The organism is Ferrovibrio terrae (genome assembly GCF_943371255.1).
In the GTDB taxonomy this organism is placed as follows: domain Bacteria; phylum Pseudomonadota; class Alphaproteobacteria; order Ferrovibrionales; family Ferrovibrionaceae; genus Ferrovibrio; species Ferrovibrio terrae_B.
The window spans coordinates 18,636-40,590 of sequence record NZ_CALRUC010000020.1; the positions used below are offsets into that span (position 1 = coordinate 18,636).

Sequence of the window (21,955 nt, forward strand, 5' to 3'; positions counted from 1 at the left end):
TTCCGAGGTGCGGAGGGTTGGGATGGACCCTCGGAATAAATCCGAGGGTGACGGTCTGTGTAACGGCAAAATTGCTTTTAAGACCCGCAGCGGTTCCAGGGCCCGATATCCCAGTGGAAGCTTTTGGCATGCGCCGCATCGGCATTGGGGCCGAGCACCACGGCGAAGAAGCGGCAGGCCTCGCGGTTCACGCCGCGCAGATACTGCCCCTCGCGGCCCTGGCTGCGGAAATGATCGGCCACCGAAACGCGCCGCCCATCGGCCAGCACGAAGCCCCAGATGTCGATGGCGCGGCCATGGCCATGTTCGCTGATGCGGCTGGAATTGCCGGTCATGCGTTTGCAGGTGAACGCCCCGGCATGGTTGATCTGCTTCAGCGGCTGGCCGAAGACACGCAGGGCCTCGGGCAGCAGCACCTCCTTCTCGAACTGCATCAGCCGCAGCGCCAGCGGACAGGTCATTTCCGCCGGCCGCACCAGCTCGACGCCGGTGGCGATCAGCCGCACGCCATTCTGCAGCGTGCAGCCATCCTTGCCGGCCTCGGCCTGGGCGATCAGCTCGAATTTCGCACCGGTGGCGGCCAGATCGTTGAGGCAGGCGGCCTGGATGATGTCGCGGCCGATCCATTGCGAACTGGCCGGCGGCTGCGTCGGTTCGGGCAAGGGCGCGGCCTGACGGGCCGGACGCGGCGCGCAGGCCGCGGCCAGCAGCAGCAATGCGAGGGCGGCAGTTACTCGGAAACCGGCAGCCACAGCACCTCCTCGATGCGGGTCGCACCAGCCAGCAGCATGACCAGGCGATCGACGCCCAGCGCGATGCCGGCGCAATCGGGCAGGCCATGCTCCAGCGCGGCCAGGAAATCCCCGTCGATCGGGTAATCGTAGCCATAGAGCCGCCGTTTCAGCGCCATATCGGCCTCGAAGCGGCGGCGCTGCTCGGCGGCATCGGTGAGTTCGGAAAAGGCATTCGCCAGTTCCATGCCGCAGGCATACAGCTCGAACCGCTCGGCCAGATGCGGCGCGGCTTTTTTCGGCCGGCTGAGCGCGGCCTGATGGATCGGGTAGTCATGCAGGATGCAGGGTGCGTCAAGACCGAGCCGGGGCTCGATCCTGTCCAGCGCAACACGGAAATACAGATCGTCCCAGCTGTCGCCGGCATCGACCCGCACGCCGATGGCCGCGCAGGCCGCACGCATGGCGGCGAGGTCCGGGTTATGCGGATCGGCGCCGATGCAGGTCGCCAGATCCAGTCGTGCATATCGCGCAAAGGCCTCATGCACGGTGAGATACTGCCAGGGCTGCAGGATATCGGCCGTGTGCCCCTGCCAGGTGAGTGTGCTGCGCCCGGTGGCGGCGGCAATCGCCTGCAGCAGGGTTTCGCAGTCGCGCATGATGCCGCGGTAATCCGCGCCTGATCGATACCATTCCAGCATCAGGAAGGCGGGATGATGGGTGGCGGCGCGCTCGCCGTTGCGGAACACCGGTGCGAACTGGAACAGCTTCGGTTCGCCGGCCACCAGCAGCTTCTTCATGGCGAATTCCGGCGAGGTATGCAGATACAGCGGCCGGGTCGTGCCGTCGGGATTCTCCAGGCTGGTGGCAAAGGCCTTCAAATGCGGTTCCAGCCCCGGCGAGACCTGCAGGGCCGGGGTCTCGGCCTCGACGAATCCGAGCCCGGCAAAGCACGACCGCAGCGCCGCCAGGACGGCCTGGCGCAACAGCAGATTGGGCCGGCGGCGGGCATAAAGCTCGGGATGCCACCAGGGCGGAGGGCCGGATTGTCCGGAAGTGGTCATTCCACGTGACTTTTCGCACCGACTCGGGTTGAGAAGGCTGTCCCAACCTGATAGTTTCCGCGCGGTTTTTTCGCAAGCGGGTCCTTGTAGGGGCCCGCTATTCGTTTTCGGAGATACGCTTCCATGCCCAAGGTAAATGCCAACCAGCTCCGCAAGGGCAACGTGGTCGAGATCAATGGCAAGCTGCTGGCCGTGATCACCGCGCAGAACATCCAGCCCGGCAAGGGCACGCCGGTGATGCAGCTCGACCTGCGCGACCTGAGCAGCGGCATCAAGACCACCGAACGCTACCGCACCACCGAGTCGGTCGAGCGCGTGTTCATCGATACCCGCGAGTTCAGCTACCTGTTCGCCGAAGGCGACATGTACACCTTCATGGATACCGAGAATTACGAGCAGATCGCCGTGCCGGCCGAAGTGGTGGGCGAACAGGCCGTGTGGCTGCAGGAAGGCATGAAGGTCGAGATCGCGCTGTATGACGGCAAGCCGGTGTCGGTGTCGCTGCCGCAGACCGTGATCATGGCCATCACCGAGACCGAGCCGACCGTGAAGGGCCAGACCGCGTCTTCGTCCTACAAGCCGGCCATCGTCGAGAACGGCCAGCGCGTGATGGTGCCGCCGCATGTCTCCTCGGGCGTGCGCATCGTCATCAACATCAGCGAAGGCGCCACCTATATGGAACGCGCCAAGGACTGAGCCGGCATCCGGCCGTCCCGAAACAAACCCGCCACAGCGATGTGGCGGGTTTTTTCATGCCAGATTCACAGGGGCGCGAGCGGGCCGAAGAAGCCGGTGATGCGCTGCAGCCGGCCGCCCTCACCCAGCCCACAGAAATCGGTGCCCTCGCGCATCACGCTGCCATCGGCGGCATAGCGGATGAAGCCGAAACGCAGCAGGCCGTGGTGGCAATCGACCAGGCTGCTGCGCCGGATCGTGCTGCCGGGAAATTTCTCCAGCAGCGTGCCGATATGGGCGATCAGCGCAGTACGGTCGAGATCCTGCACCAGCGGGTCGCTGTAGCGGCAGTCTGCCGTCCAGGCCACGCGCAGCAGACGGTTGCGTTCGGCCGCATCCGGCGCGTTCCACGCCGCGCAATAGGTATCGATCACATCATCCAGTGCCATCATGGCTGCCTCCCGGATTTTGCCGCAGTCTAGCAAACTGTGACCGCAGACACAGGCCTGTTGCGCTGCAGCAGCCGCTGTGACCGGCGGCACAGCGGTCCGGCCGGTCCCGGTGCCTGATGGCGCCAACGAAAAAACCCGCCCCCAGTCGACCGTACCGTTTACCGCCCACCACTTCGCCTGTCGCTGCAATCCTGCCGCCAGGCCACCACAGGGGAGTGACGTGTCATGTCCTGTCCGGAAGAACTCAGGTCCCTCGAAGCCTTCTGGCACCTGAAGCGCGGCGACCGCGCCCTGCCCAGCCGCTGCGATTTCACGCCGATGGACCTGCGGCCCTGGCTCGGCAATATCGGCGTCATCACGGTTGAACATGGCGATGGCGAGACACGATTCCGTGTCGTGCTGTCCGGCACCCGGCTCGACGACTATCGCGGCCACAGCATCACCGGGCTGTATATCGACGAAGTGCCCCACAATGTCTGCGGCACCGCGACGTATTTCAAAGCCTGCGTGGAACAGCGCATGCCGACGTATTTCCTGCACGACAATTCACCCAACAGCGCGATCTACACGGAGATGGGCAAGCTGCTGCTGCCGCTGAGCGAAGACGGTGTCACCGTCGACCGCATCCTGGTGGCGATCTATCCGCTGTCGACCAGCCAGCGGGAAGCGGCCTAGGCCTCTGTCAGTCCGGGCAGGGCGCGCCGGCGCGCAGCCAGGTCGCCACCGCCACCACCAGATGATCGCGATGGAGCGCCGGGCTGCCGCGTCCGGTGCCCGGCGCCCAGGCCCAGCCAATCAGCGGGTCTTCGGCGAAATGCCTGCCCAGGGCCTCAGGCTGCAGCCCGCCATTGCGCTGCGGATCGCGCAGATCGCGGCACAGGTCGCCGGCCGGCCGGTTGCGGAACACGGCATCGCCGGCTTTGGGCATGCGCCAGTCGGGCGCACCCGGCGCGGCGGCGGTATTCTGGTTCTTGTGACAGCCCGCGCAGGTGAGCCGGGCAACGCCCTTGCCCTCAGGCCCGCGCTGCACGGCCGGCTGGTGCGGCCGGCCGTCGCGCTGCAGCGGCGCCGCCGTATCGGTGTGGCAGTTGGCGCAGCGCGGATGCTGCGTCACCTCGAAGACCGGCTGGAACAGCGCGGCCTGGGCCCGGGCTGCGTTGATGGCTGGCGCGACCGTCGCGCAGCAGGCCAGCAGCAGGAAAAAGAAACCCCTAGTCATCCTTGGGCAGGGATTTCGCCTGGCGGTCGAAGGCCGCGCGCGCGGCACCGACCAGCTGTTCGTTGCGGATCGCCCATTCCCATACGCCGCAGAGCGCCTCGCTCAGCGCGATGCCGGCCGGCGTGAGTTCGTAATCGACGCGCGGCGGCACTTCGGCATAGACCTTGCGCATCACGACGCCGTCGCGCTCCAGCTGGCGCAGCGTCTGGGTCAGCATTTTCTGGCTCACGCCCTGCAGGGTTTCGCGCAGGCGCGAAAAGCGCATGGCGCCGCGCTCATACAGCTCGTCCATCACCCGCAGGCTCCACTTGTCGCCGAAGCGCACCATCAGGTCGCGCACCAGCTCTTCGGTTTCCTTGGTGAAGGTGCAGGTGGCGGCACTGCAGGCGGCCGGCGCGTCATCGGCATTGGTTTCCGGCAGGTGCCTATCGGGTGCCGCAAGTGCCTTATTGCTGATCGGAACCGGGATTTTATATGATTGGGTCATGCAGACAGATAATCGCAGGATGGCCGGCAAAACCACTGGTTTTTTCTCCGGCCATCGCATGAATTCCTGTCTGCCGTCACAGCATCGATCAAATAAGCCGTGGTACCGAAATCGCAAGGCGGCTTTCCGTCCGCATGAGGTATACTGCCCACGCTGACCAGCAAGGGGCCGCCCGAATGCCCCGCGATGCTTTTTTTAACATCCATGGACCCGTTGCCCGACCAGGAATGGCGTCTGCTTTTTCGTCTTCACAATCCATTCTTCATCGCCCCAGTGGAGGACCACAATGGCTACCAAATTCACATTGAACGGCAAGGCTGTCAGCCTGGATGTCGATCCCGACATGCCGCTGCTCTGGGCGGTGCGCGACGAGATCGGCCTGACCGGCAGCAAGTTCGGCTGCGGCGCTGCCCAGTGCGGCGCCTGCACCATGCATGTCGACGGCCAGCCGGTGCGCGCCTGCTCGACGCCGCTCTCGGCCATCGAAGGCCAGAAGGTCACCACCATCGAAGGACTCGGCGGCAAGGTGGCGCAGGCGGTGCAGGCCGCCTGGATCAAGCATGAGGTCGCGCAATGCGGCTATTGCCAGTCCGGCCAGATCATGTCGGCGGTGGCGCTGCTGACCGACAACAAGAAACCCAATGACGCCCAGATCGACGAGGCCATGCAGGGCAATATCTGCCGCTGCGCGACCTATGTGCGCATCCGCGCCGCGATCCATGACGCCGCCAAGACCGTGAGGGCCTAATCATGACCGAGCAGAGCAAGATCAAACTGCCCCAGGAACTCCCCCTGGCATCGCGCCGCGGCTTCCTGCAGGGTGCCGGTGCCGCCGGCCTCGGCCTCGGCCTCGTCGTCGGCTTCCACTGGATGCCGCGCAATGCGATGGCGCAGAAGGCTGCGGCCGGCACACCGGCGATGATGAATGCCTTTATCCGCATCGCACCCGATAACACCGTCACCGTGCTGTCGAAGCATCTGGAGATGGGCCAGGGCACCTATACCGGCCTCGCCACCATCGTGGCCGAAGAGCTGGATGCCGACTGGAAGCAGATGCGCACCGAAGGCGCACCGGCCGATGCCAAGCTGTATGCCAACCTCGCCTTCGGGACGATCCAGGGCACTGGCGGCAGCACGGCGATGGCGAATTCCTGGGACCAGCTGCGCAAGGCGGGCGCCACCGCGCGCGCCATGCTGGTGAGTGCCGCCGCTGAGCAGTGGAAAGTGCCGGCGAAGGACATCACCGTGTCGAAAGGCGTGGTGAGCCATGCCGCAACCGGAAAGAAGGCGAGCTTCGGCCAGCTGGCCGTGAAGGCCGCAGGCATCACGCCGCCAGCGGGAGACGTGCCGCTGAAAGACCCGGCCAAGTTCACCCTGATCGGCAAGGATGTACCGCGTCTGGATGCACGGGCCAAGAGCAACGGCACCGCGCAATACAGCCTCGACGTCAAGCTGCCCGGCATGCTGACCGCACTGCTGCAGCGCGCGCCGCTGTTTGGTGCCAAGGTGAAGAGCTTTGACGCCACCAAGGCCAAGGCGGTACCCGGCGTGGTGGATGTGGTGCAGATCTCCAACGGCGTGGCCGTGCTGGCGAAGAATTTCTGGGCTGCCAAGCTGGGCCGCGAGGCGCTGGAGATCCAGTGGGATGATTCGGCCGCCGAAAAGCGCGGCACCGACGAGATCCTGGCCGAGTATAAGGCACTGGCGAAGACGCCGGGCCTGCCGGCGCGCAAGGACGGCGATGTGGACGCCGCCTTTGCCAAGGCGGCGAAGATCCTGGAAGCCACCTACGACTTCCCGTATCTCGCCCATGCGCCGATGGAGCCGCTGGATTGCGTGGTCAAGCTGGATGCCAATGGTGTCGAGATCTGGGCCGGCGACCAGTTCCAGACCATCGACCAGATGAATGCAGCCGGTGTGCTGGGCATGAAGCCCGAGCAGGTGAAGATCAACACGATCTATGCCGGCGGCAGTTTCGGCCGCCGCGCCACCATCCAGTCGGATTACATCGTGGAAGGCGTCGAGATCGCCAAGGCGATCAACGGGCGGGCGCCGGTGCGGCTGATCTGGACGCGCGAGGACGATATCAAGGGCGGTCGCTATCGCCCGATGTATCACCATGTGCTGAAGGCCGGCATCGACGACAAGGGCGAGATCATCGCCTGGCAGCATCGCATCGTCGGCCAGTCGATCGTGACCGGCACGCCATTCGAGGCCTTCATGGTCAAGGACGGCATCGACCATACCTCGGTGGAAGGTGCCGCCAACCTGCCCTACGCCATCCCCAACATGCGCGTGGAACTGCACACCACCAAGACCGGCGTGCCGGTGCTGTGGTGGCGCTCGGTCGGCAGCACGCATACCGCGTTTGCCACCGAGGTGTTCCTCGACGAGATCGCGGCGGAGACCAAGCAGGATCCGCTGGCGCTGCGGCGCAAGCTGCTGACCAAGCATCCGCGCCATCTCGGCGTGCTGAACCTGGCCGCCGAGAAGGCCGGCTGGGGCAAGCCGCTGCCGGCGGGCCGCATGCGCGGCATCGCCGTGCAGGAAAGCTTCTCGTCCTTCGTGGCCGAAGTGGCGGAAGTGGTGCTGCAGCCCGATGGCAGCTGGAAGGTGGACCGGGTGGTGGCGGCGGTCGATTGCGGCATGCCGATCAACCCCAACATCATCCGCGCCCAGGTGGAAAGCGGCATCGGCTATGGCCTCTCGGCCACCATCAAGCCGGGCATCACCATGGCCAAGGGCGAGGTCGAGCAGTCGAACTTCCACGACTACGAGGTGCTGCGCATCCACGAAATGCCCAAGGTGGAGGTGCATATCGTGCCGTCGAAGGAAAAGCCGACCGGCATCGGCGAACCCGGCACGCCGCCGGTGGCGCCGGCGGTGGCCAACGCCCTGATGAGCGGCACCAAGATGGTGTTCCGCGCCCTGCCGCTGCCGCCGACCGCGACCAAGTCCGCATAACCGGCAGTATTTTAGACCGACCCTGAAAGCCCGCGGCTCTGCCGCGGGCTTTTTTCTGATCCGGTGCAGCGGCTTAACCGCCTTGACAGAACACAATCTTTCGGAGGAAACATTGCGTCTCTGATATTAATAATGAGTCTCACTATGAAAAACTTCGGGGATTCGGCCAAAGCTCTTGGCCTTCTGTTCACGCTGCCGTCCATGGCCCTGCTGGCAAACCAGCCGGCTTTGGCCCAGGACAGCCAGCCCGTACAGCTGCAGGGCATCACCGTCACGGCAGCGGGCGACTGGCTCGGCGAGGCCGACCCGGAGGTGGTGCGCACCCATGCCGGCGGCCGCAGCGTGGTGCGGCAGGAGCAGTTCGAACAAAGCGGCGCCTCCACCGTGACCGAGGCGATCCGCGCCATCCCCGGCGTGCAGACCCCGCCCCCCAATGGCAGCGGCGGCGGCGACTACGCGCTGAATATCGGCATCCGCGGCATGACCTCGCGGCTCAGCGCCGGTGCCACCATCCTGATGGACGGCATTCCGCTGGCCAATGCGCTGTATGGCCAGCCGGAAACCTCGCTGGGCGCGGTATCGCTCGGCATGCTGCAGGCGATCGACGTGGTCAAGGGCGGCGGCTCGGTGCGCTATGGGCCCGGTACCTCGGGCGGCGTGGTGAATTTCGTTACCAAGGATATCCCGACCACGCCCTATGGCGGCGAAATCAGCCTGCGCGGCGACAGCACCGCCGGAAACGACGCCAATGGCCGCCTGCTCGGCAAGTCCGACATCATGGCCGGCGGCTCGCTGCAGAACGGCTCCGGGCTGGCCGTGTTCTATTCCGGCAACCACGGCGAATCCTACCGCGACAATACCAACCAGGATATCGACGACTTCATGCTGAAGGGGCGCCTGGCGCTGACCGAGACCAGCCGGCTGGAAACCCGCCTGCGTCACTACAATGCCGATGCCAGCACGCCCGGCCCGCTGACCCAGGCGGCTTTCAATGCCGATCCCTACCAGTCGACGCATTCCCGCGAACGCTTCAAGGGCGAGCGCGATGAATATGTGCTGAAATACGTCAACGAGTTCAACGGCGACTATCGCCTGGAAACCACCGGCTTCCATACCGAGAGCTTCCGCGAACTCACCATCGCCTCGGCGCCCACCACCTCGGTGAATGGCGGCAGCGATGCATCGCTGACCATCCTGGACCGCCTGCCGCGCAATTACAGCGTCTATGGCTTCGAGCCGCGCTTCACTGCACTGGCTGAAACCGGCATCGTCAAGCATGCCGCATCGATCGGCTATCGCTACATGACGGAATCCACCGACGAGATGCGCTTCCGCCGCAGCGGCGCCGCCGGCTTCAATCCGTTTGGCGTTGCCGAAGCGCGCAACCGCTATACCGAGGGCTCGACCGAGGCGCATGCCGTCTATATCGACAACGCCATGAAGGTGGGCACCGTGACGGTGACGCCCGGCATCCGCTTCGAGAAGGTGGAAGTCGATCGCCTCAACAAGCTGACCGGCTTCCGCGACACGGAAAAATACGAAGAGCCGCTGCCCTCGCTCAGCGCCGGCTGGGAGGTCAATCGCGACCTGTTCACCTATGCCAACTACTCGACATCGTTCAATCCGGTGACGCATCTGGCACTGGGCGATTCGACCGCTGCCGGCGCCGGCAGCCTGGAGCCGGAACGCGCCAAGACCTACGAGATCGGTGCGCGCTACAAGGCCGGCGGCCTGTCACTGGAGGGCGGCCTGTTCCTGATCCACTTCGACAACCAGATCGAAAGCGTGAACAGCGTCAACATCAATACCGGCGCCACCAAGCATCAGGGTATCGAGACCGCGGCCGAATACGATCTCGGCACACTCTATACCTCGCTGAAGGGCCTCAGCGTCTATGCCACCTATGCCTATACCGAGGCGACGCGCGAGCAGGGTGTGAACAAGGGCCGTCAGCTGGGACTCTATTCGCCCCATATCGGCACCGTTGGCGCCCGTTACAGGGTCAGCGAATGGACCTACAACCTGAACGCCTATGGCCAGTCCAGGCAGTGGGCCGATGACACCAACAGCGTTCAGGGCAGCGCCAACGGCAAGCTGGGGCCGATTGCCGGCTATGTGCTGTTCAATGGCCAGGTTGCCTATGACTTCGCCGATGGTCCCACCGTAGCCTTTGGCATCAACAACATCTTTGACGAGGTCTACGCAACCCGCGCCAGCATCGAGGCCAATGGCGGCCTGTTTGCCGGTGCGCCGCGAACCGCGTATATCACCACCAAGTTCGTATTCTGAGTCTGAAGAGGCGGCGCCAGTGACGTTACGACAGCTTTGGCGCCGCCTGCATTTATGGATTGGCCTGGCCGCTGGCGCGGTTTTCGTAGTGCTCGGCCTGACCGGCAGCGCGCTGGTGTATCAGGAAGAAATCCTCGAGCTGCTCTACCCCGGCATCATGCATGTGGCACCCGGCGAGACCCTGGCGCCGCCATCGCGCTTCCTGGCCACCGCGCAGCAGGCCGGCGGCCGCGTGGCCTATCTGCGCTATCCCGAGACAGCCGACCGGCCGGTCCAGGCCACGCTGGATATGCCCGGCGGCGGCCGGCACACCCTGCTGATCGACCCCTATGCCGCCACCCTGATCGCACCGCTGCCGGGGCAGCAGGTGTTTGCCTTTTTGCTCGACCTGCACCGCCATCTCTTGCTGGCAACCCTTGGACGGCAGATCGTCGGCTGGGTGGGGCTCACGCTGGCTTTCAGTGCCATCAGCGGCGCGATCCTGTGGTGGCCACAGCTGCGATGGCGCGCATGGAAGCAGGCGCTGACCATGAAGTGGCGCGGCATGTCATGGCATCGCCGCAGCTTTGACCTGCACAAGGTCGGCGGCGCGGCAATGACCCTGCCACTGCTGCTGCTGGCGCTCAGCGGCAGCGCCATTTGCTTTCGTGATGCCTTGCAGCCGGCGATGACCATGCTGGGCGGTATCCGTCCGCTCAGTTCTGCGACACTGGCACGGCCGGCAGAGATCGGCACGGCCAGATCGGTCGACGACCTGCTGGCCGAAGCGCAGAGGCTGATCCCGGGGGCGCGGCCGGTTTTCATTTCACCGCCGGCCCGGCCCGGCGGTGCGACCCGCATCCGCCTGCGCCAGCCCGATGAAATCCATCAGAACGGCCGCAGCTATGTACTGCTGGATGCCGCCGGCACCGTGCTGGACCTGCAGCGCGTCTCCGAATTGCCGGCCGCCAACATGGTGTTCGACCAGCTGCCCTATCCGCTGCATACCGGCTACCTGTTCGGCGCGGCGGGACGCCTGATTGTTTTCATTTCCGGCCTGCTGCCGGCGCTGCTGTTCGCCACCGGGCTGTATCTGTGGCTGCGCGCGCGCCCGTTCAGGCCGCGGGCGTGACGAACTGAAGCCCGCTGCGCTGTCGCCACAGCAGCAGCACACACAGGCCGCCGCCGAGTGACAGCGGCAGCATGGCGAGATAGGCCAGGCCGCCAAAAGCGGCAAACAGCGGGCCCACCGCCAGGGTGCCGGCCGCCAGCAGGGCCGAATTGGCCGCGCTGTACAGGCTTTGCGCCGAGGCCGAGGCATCGGGGTCGACACCGCCAGCCAGCAGCCGCATGGCGCCGAGATGGGCGCAGCCAAAGGTGGCCGCATGCAGCAGATTGAGCGCCACCAGCACGGAGAAATCGCCCGTGAAGGCCGTGAAGCTCCAGCGGATGGCGCCGCCCAGCGCGGCCAGCGCCAGCAGGCCGACACCGCCGACATGCTGCGCCACCCGCTGGCCGACCGCGAATAAAATCACTTCGGCCAGCACGCCCTCGGCCCAGAGAAAGCCGATCTGTGCATCGCTCAGACCCTGGCTGCGCCAGTGCAGGGTGCCGAAGGTGTAGAACATCGCATGACTGGCCTGCAGGCAGGCATTGGCACCCAGGAAAGCCAGGAACAGCGGGCTGCGCATCAGCCGCATGGCCGGTGCGCCGGCGATGCGCGGGCGATTGAGCGGCAGGCGCAGATCGGGCAGCAGATGGCTGCCGAGCGCGAGCCCCAGCATGCCGATCAGCAGCAGGATGAAAATCCAGTTGTCGTCGCGGCCCTTCAGCCACAGGCCGGCGAGATAGGCGGTGACCAGGAAACTCAGCGAACCCCAGAGGCGCAGGCGACCGTATTGCAGATTGTGCCGCGTGCTGGCCAGCACGGCGATGTTTTCGCTGAACGGCGCGATCGGCCCCCAGGCCGCGGTGTGCAGCAGCCAGATCCCCAGCATCGGCCAGAAGCCTTCGGTCCAGCCCAGCAGGGTATAGAAGGCGAGGCTGAGCCAGGTCAGCACGATGATGGCCTGGCGGCGGCGGCCATTGCGGTCGACCGCATGCGCGGCCATCGGGCCGGCCACCAGCCGCAGCAGGATGCCCGACGCCAGGATCACGGAAATTTCGGTTGGTGAAAGACCGCGCGACTGCAGCCAAACCGAGAAGAATGGCAGATGAATGCCGGGCACCACGAACAGCGCGGCAAAATAGACGCTGATCCGCCAGGCAATGGCGCGCCGGTTTTCAGGGCTGTTGTCGCTCACGGAATACTCCGACTGCCTTCGAATCGGGCAGGGTGAAAATTGTTTACAATTCTACGGCGTCCGTGGTTACAATTCTTTATATGCGGCGCACAAATGCCGCCGTCCGGGCAAAAATCCGACAGTGATTCGGCAGGGGGACAAGATCGCATCATGCAGGCGATGACAAGGGGATGCGGCCCCGAGGCCGCGCACCGAAATACCGTGCGGGTGAGCGTCGCGCGGGGAGCGCCGTGATGCAGGGCCCGGCTTTCGTCAAAATCAACGGTGTCAGCCTGACCTATCGTCAGGCCGAGGAAGAGACCCTCGCCGTAGAGGATCTCAACATCGACATCCAGGAAGGCGAATTCGTCGCCGTGGTCGGGCCGTCCGGTTGCGGCAAGTCGACCCTGATGAAACTGGTGACCGGCCTGCTGAACTGCACCGGCGGCAGCATCACCATCGGTGGCAAGCCCGTGAACGGCCCGATCCAGGGTGTGGGCATGGCCTTCCAGAATTCCACCCTGCTGCCCTGGCGCACCACGCTGGACAACGTGATGCTGCCGCTGGAGATCGTCGAGCCGCACAAGCGCCGCCTGCGCAAGGAAAAACAGGCCTATATCGCGCAGGCCATGGCCCTGCTCAAGACCGTGGGCCTGGCCGATTTTGCCGACAAGTTCCCCTGGCAGCTGTCGGGCGGCATGCAGCAGCGCGCCAATGTCTGCCGCTCGATCATCCATGAGCCGCGCCTGCTGATGCTGGACGAGCCTTTCGGCGCGCTGGATGCCTTCACCCGCGAGGAATTGTGGGGCGTGATGCAGAAGCTGTGGATGGAGCGGCGCTTCACCGCCATCCTGATCACCCATGACCTGCGCGAGGCGACCTATCTGGCCGACCGCGTCTTCGTGATGAGCAAGCGGCCCGGCCGGATCATCCTGAGCAAGGAGATCGACATTCCGCGTCCGCGCACGCTGGACACGACCTTTGAGCCGCATTTCGGCTCGATCGTGCATGAGCTGCGTGAGCACATTCATTCGGTGAGGGAATCGTGATGAACGAGAAGAACCTCATCCGGGCGATGCCCTGGATGGTCACCATCGGACTTTTCATCCTGTGGGAAGTCGTCTGCGTCATCACCCGCGTCGAAACCTTCATCCTGCCGCGCCCCAGCGTGGTGTTCGAGGCGATGGTGAAATTTGCCCCGCAGATCACCCATCATGCGCTGCAGACCCTGATGACCACCACGGCGGGCTTTGCGCTCGGCGTGGTCGGCGGCGGCCTGCTCGGCATCTTCATCGGCGCCTCGCGGCTGGTCTATGTCGGGCTGTATCCGGTGCTGGTCGGCTTCAATTCGATCCCCAAGGTGGCGCTGGTGCCGGTGCTGGTGATCTGGTTCGGCATCGGCACGGTGCCGGCGATCATCACCGCTTTCGTGATTTCCTTCTTCCCCATCGTGGTCAATGTCGCCACCGGCCTGGCCACCATCGAGCCTGAGCTGCGCGACGTGCTGCGCTCGCTGGGGGCGACCAAGACTGAAATCCTCACCAAGATCGGCCTGCCGCGCGCCATGCCCTATCTGTTCGCGTCGCTGAAAATCGCCATTACGCTGGCCTTTGTCGGTTCGGTGATCGCGGAAACCGTGGCCTCCAACGAGGGCATCGGATACCTGATGCTGTCGGCGTCTTCGAGCTATAATGTGCCACTGGTCTTCGCCGGCCTGATCGTGGTCGCCGCCATGGGCGTGGTGATGTATGCGGTGGCGGTGTGGTTTGAACGGCGCATGACCGGCTGGGCGTTCCGCGGCAGCGACCTGATGAGCTGACGCCGCCCACACGCGGCAAAGGGACCGGAGGCAGCATGTCCGAACCTGTTCGGTTCGTATCGCGCGGCCAGGTGGTGACGGTGGCACCGGATGTGCCCCACACCATGACGGTGCTGGAGTATCTGCGCACGCGGCTGCGCCGCACCGGCTCGAAGGAAGGCTGCGCCGAGGGCGACTGCGGCGCCTGCACCGTGGTGGTGGCCGAGGCCGGGCCGGGCGGCGGTCTGAAACATCGCGCAGTGAATGCCTGCATCCTGTTCGTGCACCAGCTCGACGGCAAGGCGCTGTTCACCGTGGACGATCTCGCCGAAGCTGAAACCCTGCATCCGGTGCAGCAGGCCATGGTCGACAGCCACGGTTCGCAATGCGGCTTCTGCACGCCCGGCTTCGTCATGTCGCTGTTCGCGTATTACAAGACCCATGACAAGGCAGACGACAGCAGCCTGAAAGACGCGCTGGCCGGCAACCTGTGCCGCTGCACCGGCTACCGCCCGATCCTGGAGGCCGGGCATAGGATGTTTGATGCCGGCAAGGCCGACCGCTTTGCGCCGCTGGAGGCCGCGCTGGTGGCACAGCTCGGCACACTGGCGCGCAGCCGCATGCTGCAGCATTCGACGCCGGACGGCAGCTTCATCGCCCCGCGCAGCACCGAGGAACTGGCCGACACGCTGGCCATACTTCCCGCCGGCGAAACCTGGATTCTGGCCGGCGGCACCGATGTGGGGCTCTGGGTGACCAAGCAGCATCGCGTGCCGCGCAGCATCGTCTATCTCGGTCGCGTGGCCGAGCTGCAGCGCATCACCGATCATGGCGAGAGCATCGAGATCGGTGCCGGCGTGACCTATACCGACGCTTTCGGCGCCATCGAAAGCCTGCATGCCGATTTCGCCCGCATGGTGCGGCGGCTGGGATCGACGCAGATCCGCAATTCCGGCACGCTGGGCGGCAATATCGCCAATGGCAGCCCGATCGGCGACAGCATGCCGGCGCTGATCGCGCTGGGCGCCACGCTGAAACTCCGCAGCAAAACCGGCAGCCGCAGCATGCCGCTGGAGGAGTTCTTCCTCGCCTATCGCAAGACCGCGTTGCAGCCAGGCGAATTCGTCGAAAGCGTGACAGTGTGCAAGCCCGGCAGGCAGAGCCGCTTCGGCGTCTACAAGCTGTCGAAACGCTTCGACCAGGATATCTCCGCCGTGCTGGCGGCGTTTCATGTGGTGCTGGAGGGCGATACCGTGCACAGCGCGCGGCTCGCTTTTGGCGGCATGGCCGGCACGCCGGCGCGGGCAAAACAGGCCGAGGCCGCCCTGACCGGCAAGCGCTTTATCCCGGCCGAAATCGAAACCGCCGTCACGGCACTGGCCACGGATTTCAAGCCGATGAGCGACATGCGCGCCTCGGCCGCCTATCGCCTGCTGGCGGCGCAGAACCTGCTGCGCAAATTCTGTGTCGAGGTCAGCAGCGGCGGGAAAATATCGGTGGAGGCCGCCGAATGACATCGGTCATTCATAAGCCGATCAAGCATGACAGCGCGCCCAAGCATGTGGCCGGCAGTGCGCGCTATATCGACGACCTGCCGGAACCCGAAGGCCTGCTGCATGTGGCGCTGCATTTGAGCGATCGCACGCATGCGAAAATCCTGAATATCGATCTGAGTGCCGCGCTCGCCATTCCCGGTGTGATGGCGGCGATCACCGTGGCCGACGTACCGGGCGATCCCGATATCGCGCCGGTGGTGCGCGGCGAGCCGGTGCTGGCCAACGGGGTGGTCGAATTCCACGGCCATCCGGTGGCGGCGATTGCCGCCCACGACCTGCCCACCGCGCGCCGCGCCGCCCGGCTGGTGCGGGTGACCTATGAAGACCTGTCGGCGATCCTGAGCATCGAAGATGCCATCGAGAAACAGTCCTTCCTGCTGCCACCGCTGGGCCTGAAGCGCGGCGATGCAACTGCTGCCATCGCCGGGGCACCACACCGCCTGAAAGGTGATCTGAATATCGGCGGCCAGGATCATTTCTACCTCGAAGGGCAGGTCAGCCTGGCCGAGCCGCGCGAGGACGGCGATGTGATCGTGCGTTGCTCGACGCAGCATCCCTCCGAGGTACAGAAGCTCGTTGCGCGAGTCCTCGGCACGTCTCTGAACAGCGTAACAGTGGAATGCCGGCGCATGGGCGGCGGCTTCGGCGGCAAGGAAACCCAGGCCGCGCAGTTTGCCTGCATCGCCGCCGTGATCGCGGCCAGGACCGGCCGGCCAGCCAAGCTGCGGCTCGACCGCGACGAGGACATGATCGCCACCGGCAAACGGCATGATTTCCTGTCGCGTTACGACGTCGGCTTCGATGAGCAGGGCCGCATCCTCGGGTATGAGCTGACGCTGGCCGGGCGCGGCGGCTGGGCGGCGGACCTGACCGGTGCCGTGGTGGACCGCGCGGTGTTCCATGCCGATTCCAGCTACTGGCTGCCCGATGTCACCATCACCGGGCTGTGCTGCAAGACCAACACGGTGTCGAACACCGCGTTTCGCGGTTTCGGCGGACCGCAGGGCATGGCGACCACCGAATATGTGATCGACGAGATCGCGCGTTTCCTGGGCCGCGATCCCTTGGACATCCGCCGCGCCAATCTCTATGGCAAGTCCGCCAACAACGTCACGCCGTATTTTCAGACCATCACCGACAATATCCTGCCCGAGATGCTGGACGAGCTGCTGGCGAGCAGCGACTACAGGCGCCGCCGGCAAGAGATCGACGCCTTCAATGCACAGAGCCCGCATCTGAAAAAAGGCCTGGCACTGACGCCGGTGAAATTCGGCATCTCCTTCACCACCACTTTCCTCAACCAGGCCGGCGCGCTGGTTCTGGTCTATGAGGATGGCTCGGTGCAGCTGAACCACGGCGGCACCGAGATGGGCCAGGGCGTCTATATCAAGGTGGCGCAGGTGGTGGCCGAGACGCTCGGCATCGGGCTGGACAAGATCCGCATCACCGCGACGCGCACCGACAAGGTGCCCAATACATCTGCCACGGCAGCGAGCGCCGGCGCCGATCTGAATGGCAAGGCCGCCGAGGCCGCCGCACTGCAGATTCGCGACCGCCTCGCCGTGGTGGCCGGCGCGATGCTGAATGCAGATGCAGGGCAGGTGGTGTTTGCTGATGACCACGTCCGTGCCGGCGGCAAATCGGTGCCGTTTGCCGATGTGGCGCACAAGGCCTGGATGGAACGCGTGTCGCTGGCTGCCTCGGGCTTCTATGCCACGCCGGATATCAATTTCGACCGCGCCACCGGGCGCGGCCGGCCGTTCTATTATTTCGCCTACGGCCTGTCGGCCACCGAAGTGCTGGTCGACTGCTTTACCGGCGAATACCGCTTCACCCGCGCCGACCTGCTGCATGACTGCGGCAGCTCGCTCAATCCCGCCATCGACCTGGGCCAGGTGGAGGGCGCCTATATCCAGGGCCTGGGCTGGCTGACCATGGAAGAACTGTGGTGGGACGACAAAGGGCGCTTACGCACCCATGCGCCCAGCACCTACAAGATTCCCACCGCGCGCGACCTGCCGGAAGATTTCCGCGTGCAGCTTGTTTCCGGCCGCGCCAATCCGGCAAACACCGTGTTCCGATCCAAAGCCGTAGGCGAGCCACCGCTGATGCTCGGCATCTCCGCCTGGCTGGCGCTGAAGGACGCCGTCGCCGCCGCGGCCGGCACCAGGATGGTGCGCCTGGATGCACCCGCCACACCGGAACGCGTGCTGCTGGCCATCGCAGCGGCCAAACGACAGGACGCGGCGATGCCCACCGACATGGCAGCCGCCAAATGAACTGGCTCAATGCCCTCAGTGACCTGGATGGTCGCGGCATTCCCGCCGTGCTGGTAACGGTGGCAGCCACCGATGGCTCCTCGCCGCGCGAGGCCGGCACCAAGATGGTGGTGACGCCGGACGACACCATCGGCACCATCGGTGGCGGCACGCTGGAATTCCGCGCCATCGAGATCGCCCGCCATATGCTCGGCACCAAACAGGGGCCGAGCTTGCGCAAATTCCCGCTCGGCCCCTCGATGGGGCAATGCTGCGGCGGCACCATGACGCTGCTGTTCGAGCCGCAGCGGCCGGACCTGTTCACCGTGGCGCTGTTCGGCGCCGGCCATGTCGGCAAGGCCGTGGTGCAGGTGCTGTCTGCCCTGCCCTGCCGCATCCGCTGGTTCGATCCGCGGCCCGATGAATTCCCCGACCATGTGCCGCCGGGTGTGAGCGTGGAAGTGACCAACGCGCCCGAACGCGAGATCACCGGCCTGCCGGACGATGCCTGGATTCTGGTGATGAGCCACAGTCATGCGCTCGATCTGGGCATCACGGCAAAAGCCCTGCAGGAAAACCGCTTCGCCTATGTGGGCCTGATCGGCTCGGAGACCAAGCGCGCGCGTTTCGTCAAACGGTTCCGCGAGCTGGGCCTGGACGAACAGCAGATCGCCAGGCTGACCTGCCCGATCGGCATCGACGGCGTGAACGGCAAGCATCCCGGCGAGATCGCCATTGCCACGGCAGCACAGCTGCTGCAGCTGCGCGAGGGCGCCCGGCAGACCTTACGCGTGGTCGACGAGAGCGCGGCTTAAAGCCCCAGAATCTTCAGCTGGTCCTGCAGCTCGGCCTCGGTCATCGGATAATCCGAGCCGTTGCGGGCATTCAGCATGCTCTTCGGTGGCACATGGGCAAGGTCGCGCTGGATCATCACCGCCGTGCGCATGGAGAATTTGGCGCGCCAGACCAGTGCGGTGATCAGTCGGCCATTGCGCACATCGATCGCCTTCTGGATCACCGACAGCGGGATACGGCCATTCTGGATCAGCGCCTGCAGCACCAGGTTCCGGTCGCCGCGCTCGATCGCCTCCTGCACCAGATCGTTGTCGAGCTTCTTGTCCTTGATCAGCTTCCTGACCTTGATCTCGGCCTCGGCCATCGGCGTCTGCGCGTCTTCCGCCTCCTCGTCTTCGTCAGCCTCTTCCAGCTTAACCTCGAGCCGCTGCTCCATCACCTGGCGCACCTCGGCCAGCGCATCGGCCGGCAGATCCTTGCGGCTGGCCAACAGCTTGAGCAGTGACGAGGCGACAAAGCCGGCAAGCCGCTTGGCCGCCTTGCCCGGCAGGTTTGGCCGCTGCACCAGCGGTTCATGCCAGGCTTCGAATTGCGGCGCCGCATCGAGAATGAGATCGAGGGTCTCTTCCCGGATCTGCGCCGAGTCATTGGCCAGCAATGCCGCCACCGCTGAAACATCACGGGTCGCCGCAATGGCCCCGGATACACCATCGGACAGGCCGATGCGGCGGGCAATCGCCGACAGCGCACCCGACTGCGCCGAGGAGGCGACAATCTCGCGCAGATCGTCATCGCTCAAGAGCGGCGAGAATTGCAGCACCGGAGCCGAGACGATCAGCTCGACATCCAGCGCCAGCTGCTTGATCAGATGATGCGGTACATTCTCGGATGCTTTCAGGGCTTCCGACAATGTGGCGCGGATACGGGCCAGTTCGTCCTGCGCCAGCAGCTCCAGCGTCTGGATCGCCAGCTCGCGCGCCTTGCTGGCCTCGTCGTCCGGCAGGTCGGGCAGCATATGCGCCACCTTGGCAGCCAGCCGCTGGCGTATCTCTTCGGAGGAATCATTGGCCAGCAGCAGATAGGCCTGTGCCGGCGTCGCCTCGTTCTCGACGATGGCGCGGCGCACCTCTTCGGTCTGGTCGACCGCAAGGTAATACAGGATTTCCGGCTGCGTATCGGCGCGCTTGGCCAGCTTCAGGCGCTCGGCCGAATTGGCCGAGGCGGCCAGCGCCTTCGCCTTGTCGTAGTCGATATTCTTGCCACTCACGTCGGGACTCCGTCCTCGTCATCGGGCAGCGGCGCGATATGGCTGCGTCCCTTGCCGCCTTTCTTGGCGGCATACATGGCCTCGTCTGCCCGGGCGATCAGGGCCTCGGTGCTTTCCAGCTGGTCGAGCCGCGAAAACACCGCGCCGACCGAAAGGCCGAGCGGAAAACCCTCGACACCGAACTGCCGGTCAAGCTCGCGGCCGATCTCATGCAGGCGCAGGCTGATCGATTCCGCCGAGTTGCGGTCGGTTTCTTCGAGCCAGAGCAGGAATTCATCACCGCCGATGCGCGAGGCCAGATCGACGCCGCGCATCAGCCGGCGGGCTTCTTCCGAGACATGCTTCAGCACCTCGTCGCCCACCTGGTGGCCGCGCACATCGTTGACCTTCTTGAAGTTGTCGAGATCGAAATAGATCAGGGTGCCGCGCAGCTTGTTACGCAGATGGCGTGCCAGCCGCTTGTCCAGTTCGGCCAGGAAGGCACGGCGGTTGAGCAGGCCGGTAAGGCCATCGGTGCTGGCCAGCTTGTTGAGCTGCTTATGCGCGCGCCGCAGCGCATCGACGCGCTCGCGGGCCTCGGTGACATCGCGCGCCACGCCGCGCACGCCGAGCCAGGTGCCCTGTGCATCCCGCACCGGAAGGCAGGAGACTTCAAAGCAACCGACCGTGCCATCCTTGCGCTGCAGGAAAATCTCGGTGGCTTCCTGCGGCACCTGTGCCTCGAACGGCAGGATCGCCGGCGCCGGCGTATCGACGCTGTATTCGGCGACGATCTGGCGCGCATCGCGGCCTTCCAGTTCGCGGGCCGTATAGCCGAGCGCGCCGCGCGGCGAGACGAAGCCGAAGCGGCCATCGGCCTTGGTTTCCCAGGCAAAATCGGTGGAGCAGGAGACCAGATCCTTGAACAGCTGGCGCGACTGCATCAGAGCCTGGATCAGGTTGCGCTCCAGCGTGCCGTCGCGACCGAGCAGCAGCAGGCGGCGACTCGTCTTGTCGCCGAGCGGAATGAGGGTGAGCTGCAGCGCGCTGCCGCCGCGCGGGCCGGCGAGATCGGCGCGATCCTGCCGCATCTGGCCGTCACCCAGCGCCGCCGCAATCGCCGTGGCCAGGGCCGGCAACTGGTTGCCGGCCAGCGCGGTCAGCAGCCCGGTGGCGGCATCATTGGCGGCCAGGGTATGGCCGCCACCATCGAGCAGCGCAGCCGGGCCGGGATATTCCGGCACCAGCAGGGCCGGATCGAGTCCGCCCGCCAGGTGGCCATCCTGGCCCGCATCCATTGCCGTGCTACCCTGACTCACCGTTCGCCCCTCTGGTTCCGGTGATCGCGTCGCGCCCCGGATACTCGCCATTTTAGCCGGAAGCCCCTATGGTGCGAAACCGTGATCTCCACTGCTTCCGTATCCTCCGCCCCCTCGGCATCCCATGCCGGCACGCCGCTGGCCGGCGCAGCGCTCCGCCATGCGGAAACCTGGGTCTTCGACCTCGACAACACGCTCTATCCGGCGGAATGCAACCTGTTCGAGCAGGTGCAGCGCCGGATGGGCGAGTTCATCGCCACGACCTTTGCCCTCGATGCCGCGGCGGCAGCCGAAAAGCGGAAATACTTCTTCCACACCCATGGCACCACGCTGCGCGGCCTGATGGTGGAACACGGTATCGACCCGGCTGCCTTCCTCAGCTTCGTACATGACATCGACCTGAGCGGCGTGGATGCCATGCCGGCGCTGAATACGGCGCTGGAGCGCCTGCCGGGCCGCAAACTGATCTTCACCAACGGCACCGTGGCCCATGCCGAGCGCATCATGCGCAAGCTGGGCGTCGACCATCATTTCGAGGCGGTGTTCGATATCGTGGCTTCCGACTACCTGCCAAAGCCGGACATGACGCCCTATCGCGCGATGCTGGCCCGGCATGGCGTGGCACCGGCCGGTGCCGTGATGGTGGAAGACATGGCACGCAACCTGAAACCGGCGGCCGAACTGGGCATGACCACGATCTGGGTGCCGACCACGGCAGCCTGGTCGAAACCCGATGCCGGCGACCACGGCCATATCCACCATACCGCCCCCGACCTGACCGCCTTCCTGGCCGCCCTGCCCGCCGCCTGAACCGCCCCCCGAAGGGTGCCCGAAAGGGAGC

At 65.3% G+C, this 21,955-nt stretch carries 20 protein-coding genes; 12 read left to right on the forward strand and 8 right to left on the reverse strand.

Going from position 1 to position 21,955, the window contains the following annotated elements; translation table 11 throughout:
* Nucleotides 1-77 precede the first annotated feature (77 nt).
* Both AAG799_RS06790 and epmA read right to left on the reverse strand, forming a co-directional pair.
* Nucleotides 78-752, reverse strand: coding sequence for an extensin family protein (locus AAG799_RS06790; RefSeq protein ID WP_341895050.1), 675 nt, complete (start codon nt 750-752; stop codon nt 78-80).
* A complete protein-coding gene (gene epmA / locus AAG799_RS06795; protein ID WP_341895051.1) occupies nt 731-1,795 on the reverse strand; it encodes an EF-P lysine aminoacylase EpmA in 1,065 nt (354 codons plus the stop codon). The genes AAG799_RS06790 and epmA overlap by 22 nt, the downstream gene beginning before the upstream one ends.
* A 123-nt stretch (nt 1,796-1,918) precedes the next feature.
* Between epmA and efp the strand changes: the two genes are divergently transcribed.
* Nucleotides 1,919-2,491, forward strand: a complete 573-nt coding sequence (gene efp, locus AAG799_RS06800; protein WP_341895052.1) for an elongation factor P — start codon at nt 1,919-1,921, stop codon at nt 2,489-2,491.
* Between the two features lie 65 nt (nt 2,492-2,556).
* On the opposite strand, the gene AAG799_RS06805 is transcribed toward efp, so the two are convergent.
* The gene (locus AAG799_RS06805) at nt 2,557-2,922 is read right to left on the reverse strand and encodes a hypothetical protein (RefSeq protein ID WP_341895053.1); all 366 of its coding nucleotides are present in this window, start codon (nt 2,920-2,922) and stop codon (nt 2,557-2,559) included.
* A gap of 225 nt (nt 2,923-3,147) precedes the next feature.
* Between AAG799_RS06805 and AAG799_RS06810 the strand changes: the two genes are divergently transcribed.
* A complete protein-coding gene (locus AAG799_RS06810) occupies nt 3,148-3,597 on the forward strand; it encodes a PAS domain-containing protein (protein WP_341895054.1) in 450 nt (149 codons plus the stop codon).
* 7 nt (nt 3,598-3,604) lie between these two features.
* Here the strand turns inward: AAG799_RS06810 and AAG799_RS06815 are convergent, their stop codons facing one another.
* Nucleotides 3,605-4,141 (reverse strand): hypothetical protein, encoded by a 537-nt coding sequence (locus AAG799_RS06815; protein ID WP_341895055.1) that lies wholly within the window; start codon nt 4,139-4,141, stop codon nt 3,605-3,607.
* A complete protein-coding gene (locus AAG799_RS06820; RefSeq protein WP_341895056.1) occupies nt 4,134-4,628 on the reverse strand; it encodes a helix-turn-helix domain-containing protein in 495 nt (164 codons plus the stop codon). Before AAG799_RS06820 ends, AAG799_RS06815 begins: the two co-directional genes overlap by 8 nt.
* Before the next feature lie 286 nt (nt 4,629-4,914).
* Here AAG799_RS06820 and AAG799_RS06825 point away from each other — a divergent pair, with 286 nt between their 5' ends.
* The 4 genes from AAG799_RS06825 to AAG799_RS06840 all read left to right on the forward strand — a co-directional run bounded on the left by AAG799_RS06825 (nt 4,915) and on the right by AAG799_RS06840 (nt 10,992).
* Nucleotides 4,915-5,376 (forward strand): (2Fe-2S)-binding protein, encoded by a 462-nt coding sequence (locus tag AAG799_RS06825; RefSeq protein WP_341895057.1) that lies wholly within the window; start codon nt 4,915-4,917, stop codon nt 5,374-5,376.
* A 2-nt stretch (nt 5,377-5,378) separates the two neighbouring features.
* Nucleotides 5,379-7,592 carry a xanthine dehydrogenase family protein molybdopterin-binding subunit gene (locus AAG799_RS06830; protein WP_341895058.1) on the forward strand — a complete coding sequence of 738 codons (2,214 nt, stop codon included), beginning with the start codon at nt 5,379-5,381 and terminating at the stop codon, nt 7,590-7,592.
* 144 nt (nt 7,593-7,736) lie between these two features.
* Complete coding sequence (locus AAG799_RS06835) at nt 7,737-9,881, forward strand: TonB-dependent siderophore receptor (RefSeq protein WP_341895059.1); 2,145 nt, start codon at nt 7,737-7,739, stop codon at nt 9,879-9,881.
* 19 nt (nt 9,882-9,900) lie between these two features.
* On the forward strand, nt 9,901-10,992 hold the full coding sequence (locus AAG799_RS06840; RefSeq protein ID WP_341895060.1) for a PepSY-associated TM helix domain-containing protein: 1,092 nt from the start codon (nt 9,901-9,903) through the stop codon (nt 10,990-10,992).
* On the opposite strand, the gene AAG799_RS06845 is transcribed toward AAG799_RS06840, so the two are convergent.
* Nucleotides 10,976-12,163, reverse strand: a complete 1,188-nt coding sequence (locus AAG799_RS06845; protein WP_341895061.1) for an MFS transporter — start codon at nt 12,161-12,163, stop codon at nt 10,976-10,978. The two genes, AAG799_RS06840 and AAG799_RS06845, sit on opposite strands and share 17 nt — an antisense overlap.
* Before the next feature lie 233 nt (nt 12,164-12,396).
* On the opposite strand from AAG799_RS06845, the gene AAG799_RS06850 reads away from it, so the two are divergent.
* From AAG799_RS06850 to xdhC, 5 genes are read left to right on the forward strand one after another with little or no spacing between them, the layout of a single operon-like run.
* On the forward strand, nt 12,397-13,191 hold the full coding sequence (locus AAG799_RS06850; protein ID WP_341895062.1) for an ABC transporter ATP-binding protein: 795 nt from the start codon (nt 12,397-12,399) through the stop codon (nt 13,189-13,191).
* Complete coding sequence (locus AAG799_RS06855) at nt 13,191-13,961, forward strand: ABC transporter permease (RefSeq protein ID WP_341895063.1); 771 nt, start codon at nt 13,191-13,193, stop codon at nt 13,959-13,961. The genes AAG799_RS06850 and AAG799_RS06855 overlap by 1 nt, the downstream gene beginning before the upstream one ends.
* Nucleotides 13,962-13,996: 35 nt before the next feature.
* Entirely contained in the window at nt 13,997-15,454 is a 1,458-nt protein-coding gene (xdhA, locus tag AAG799_RS06860) for a xanthine dehydrogenase small subunit (RefSeq protein ID WP_341895064.1), read from the forward strand.
* Nucleotides 15,451-17,775 (forward strand): xanthine dehydrogenase molybdopterin binding subunit, encoded by a 2,325-nt coding sequence (gene xdhB, locus AAG799_RS06865; RefSeq protein WP_341895065.1) that lies wholly within the window; start codon nt 15,451-15,453, stop codon nt 17,773-17,775. Before xdhA ends, xdhB begins: the two co-directional genes overlap by 4 nt.
* Nucleotides 17,772-18,569 (forward strand): xanthine dehydrogenase accessory protein XdhC, encoded by a 798-nt coding sequence (gene xdhC / locus AAG799_RS06870; RefSeq protein ID WP_341895066.1) that lies wholly within the window; start codon nt 17,772-17,774, stop codon nt 18,567-18,569. The genes xdhB and xdhC overlap by 4 nt, the downstream gene beginning before the upstream one ends.
* On the opposite strand, the gene AAG799_RS06875 is transcribed toward xdhC, so the two are convergent.
* Both AAG799_RS06875 and AAG799_RS06880 read right to left on the reverse strand, forming a co-directional pair.
* The gene (locus AAG799_RS06875; RefSeq protein WP_341895067.1) at nt 18,566-19,816 is read right to left on the reverse strand and encodes a DUF2336 domain-containing protein; all 1,251 of its coding nucleotides are present in this window, start codon (nt 19,814-19,816) and stop codon (nt 18,566-18,568) included. The genes xdhC and AAG799_RS06875 overlap by 4 nt on opposite strands.
* Nucleotides 19,813-21,114 (reverse strand): sensor domain-containing diguanylate cyclase, encoded by a 1,302-nt coding sequence (locus tag AAG799_RS06880; protein ID WP_341895068.1) that lies wholly within the window; start codon nt 21,112-21,114, stop codon nt 19,813-19,815. The genes AAG799_RS06875 and AAG799_RS06880 overlap by 4 nt, the downstream gene beginning before the upstream one ends.
* 81 nt (nt 21,115-21,195) lie before the next feature.
* On the opposite strand from AAG799_RS06880, the gene AAG799_RS06885 reads away from it, so the two are divergent.
* Nucleotides 21,196-21,924 carry a pyrimidine 5'-nucleotidase gene (locus AAG799_RS06885; protein ID WP_341895069.1) on the forward strand — a complete coding sequence of 243 codons (729 nt, stop codon included), beginning with the start codon at nt 21,196-21,198 and terminating at the stop codon, nt 21,922-21,924.
* Nucleotides 21,925-21,955: the final 31 nt, after the last annotated feature.

Coding starts and splice junctions, on each gene's coding strand:
- AAG799_RS06810 (WP_341895054.1), top strand. CDS start 3,148: ATGTCCTGTCCGGAAGAACTCAGGTCCCTCGAAGCCTTCTGGCACCTG.
- AAG799_RS06820 (WP_341895056.1), bottom strand. CDS start 4,628: ATGACCCAATCATATAAAATCCCGGTTCCGATCAGCAATAAGGCACTT.
- xdhA (WP_341895064.1), top strand. CDS start 13,997: ATGTCCGAACCTGTTCGGTTCGTATCGCGCGGCCAGGTGGTGACGGTG.
- AAG799_RS06835 (WP_341895059.1), top strand. CDS start 7,737: ATGAAAAACTTCGGGGATTCGGCCAAAGCTCTTGGCCTTCTGTTCACG.
- xdhC (WP_341895066.1), top strand. CDS start 17,772: ATGAACTGGCTCAATGCCCTCAGTGACCTGGATGGTCGCGGCATTCCC.
- xdhB (WP_341895065.1), top strand. CDS start 15,451: ATGACATCGGTCATTCATAAGCCGATCAAGCATGACAGCGCGCCCAAG.
- AAG799_RS06805 (WP_341895053.1), bottom strand. CDS start 2,922: ATGATGGCACTGGATGATGTGATCGATACCTATTGCGCGGCGTGGAAC.
- AAG799_RS06855 (WP_341895063.1), top strand. CDS start 13,191: ATGAACGAGAAGAACCTCATCCGGGCGATGCCCTGGATGGTCACCATC.
- epmA (WP_341895051.1), bottom strand. CDS start 1,795: ATGACCACTTCCGGACAATCCGGCCCTCCGCCCTGGTGGCATCCCGAG.
- AAG799_RS06830 (WP_341895058.1), top strand. CDS start 5,379: ATGACCGAGCAGAGCAAGATCAAACTGCCCCAGGAACTCCCCCTGGCA.
- AAG799_RS06825 (WP_341895057.1), top strand. CDS start 4,915: ATGGCTACCAAATTCACATTGAACGGCAAGGCTGTCAGCCTGGATGTC.
- efp (WP_341895052.1), top strand. CDS start 1,919: ATGCCCAAGGTAAATGCCAACCAGCTCCGCAAGGGCAACGTGGTCGAG.
- AAG799_RS06850 (WP_341895062.1), top strand. CDS start 12,397: ATGCAGGGCCCGGCTTTCGTCAAAATCAACGGTGTCAGCCTGACCTAT.
- AAG799_RS06815 (WP_341895055.1), bottom strand. CDS start 4,141: ATGACTAGGGGTTTCTTTTTCCTGCTGCTGGCCTGCTGCGCGACGGTC.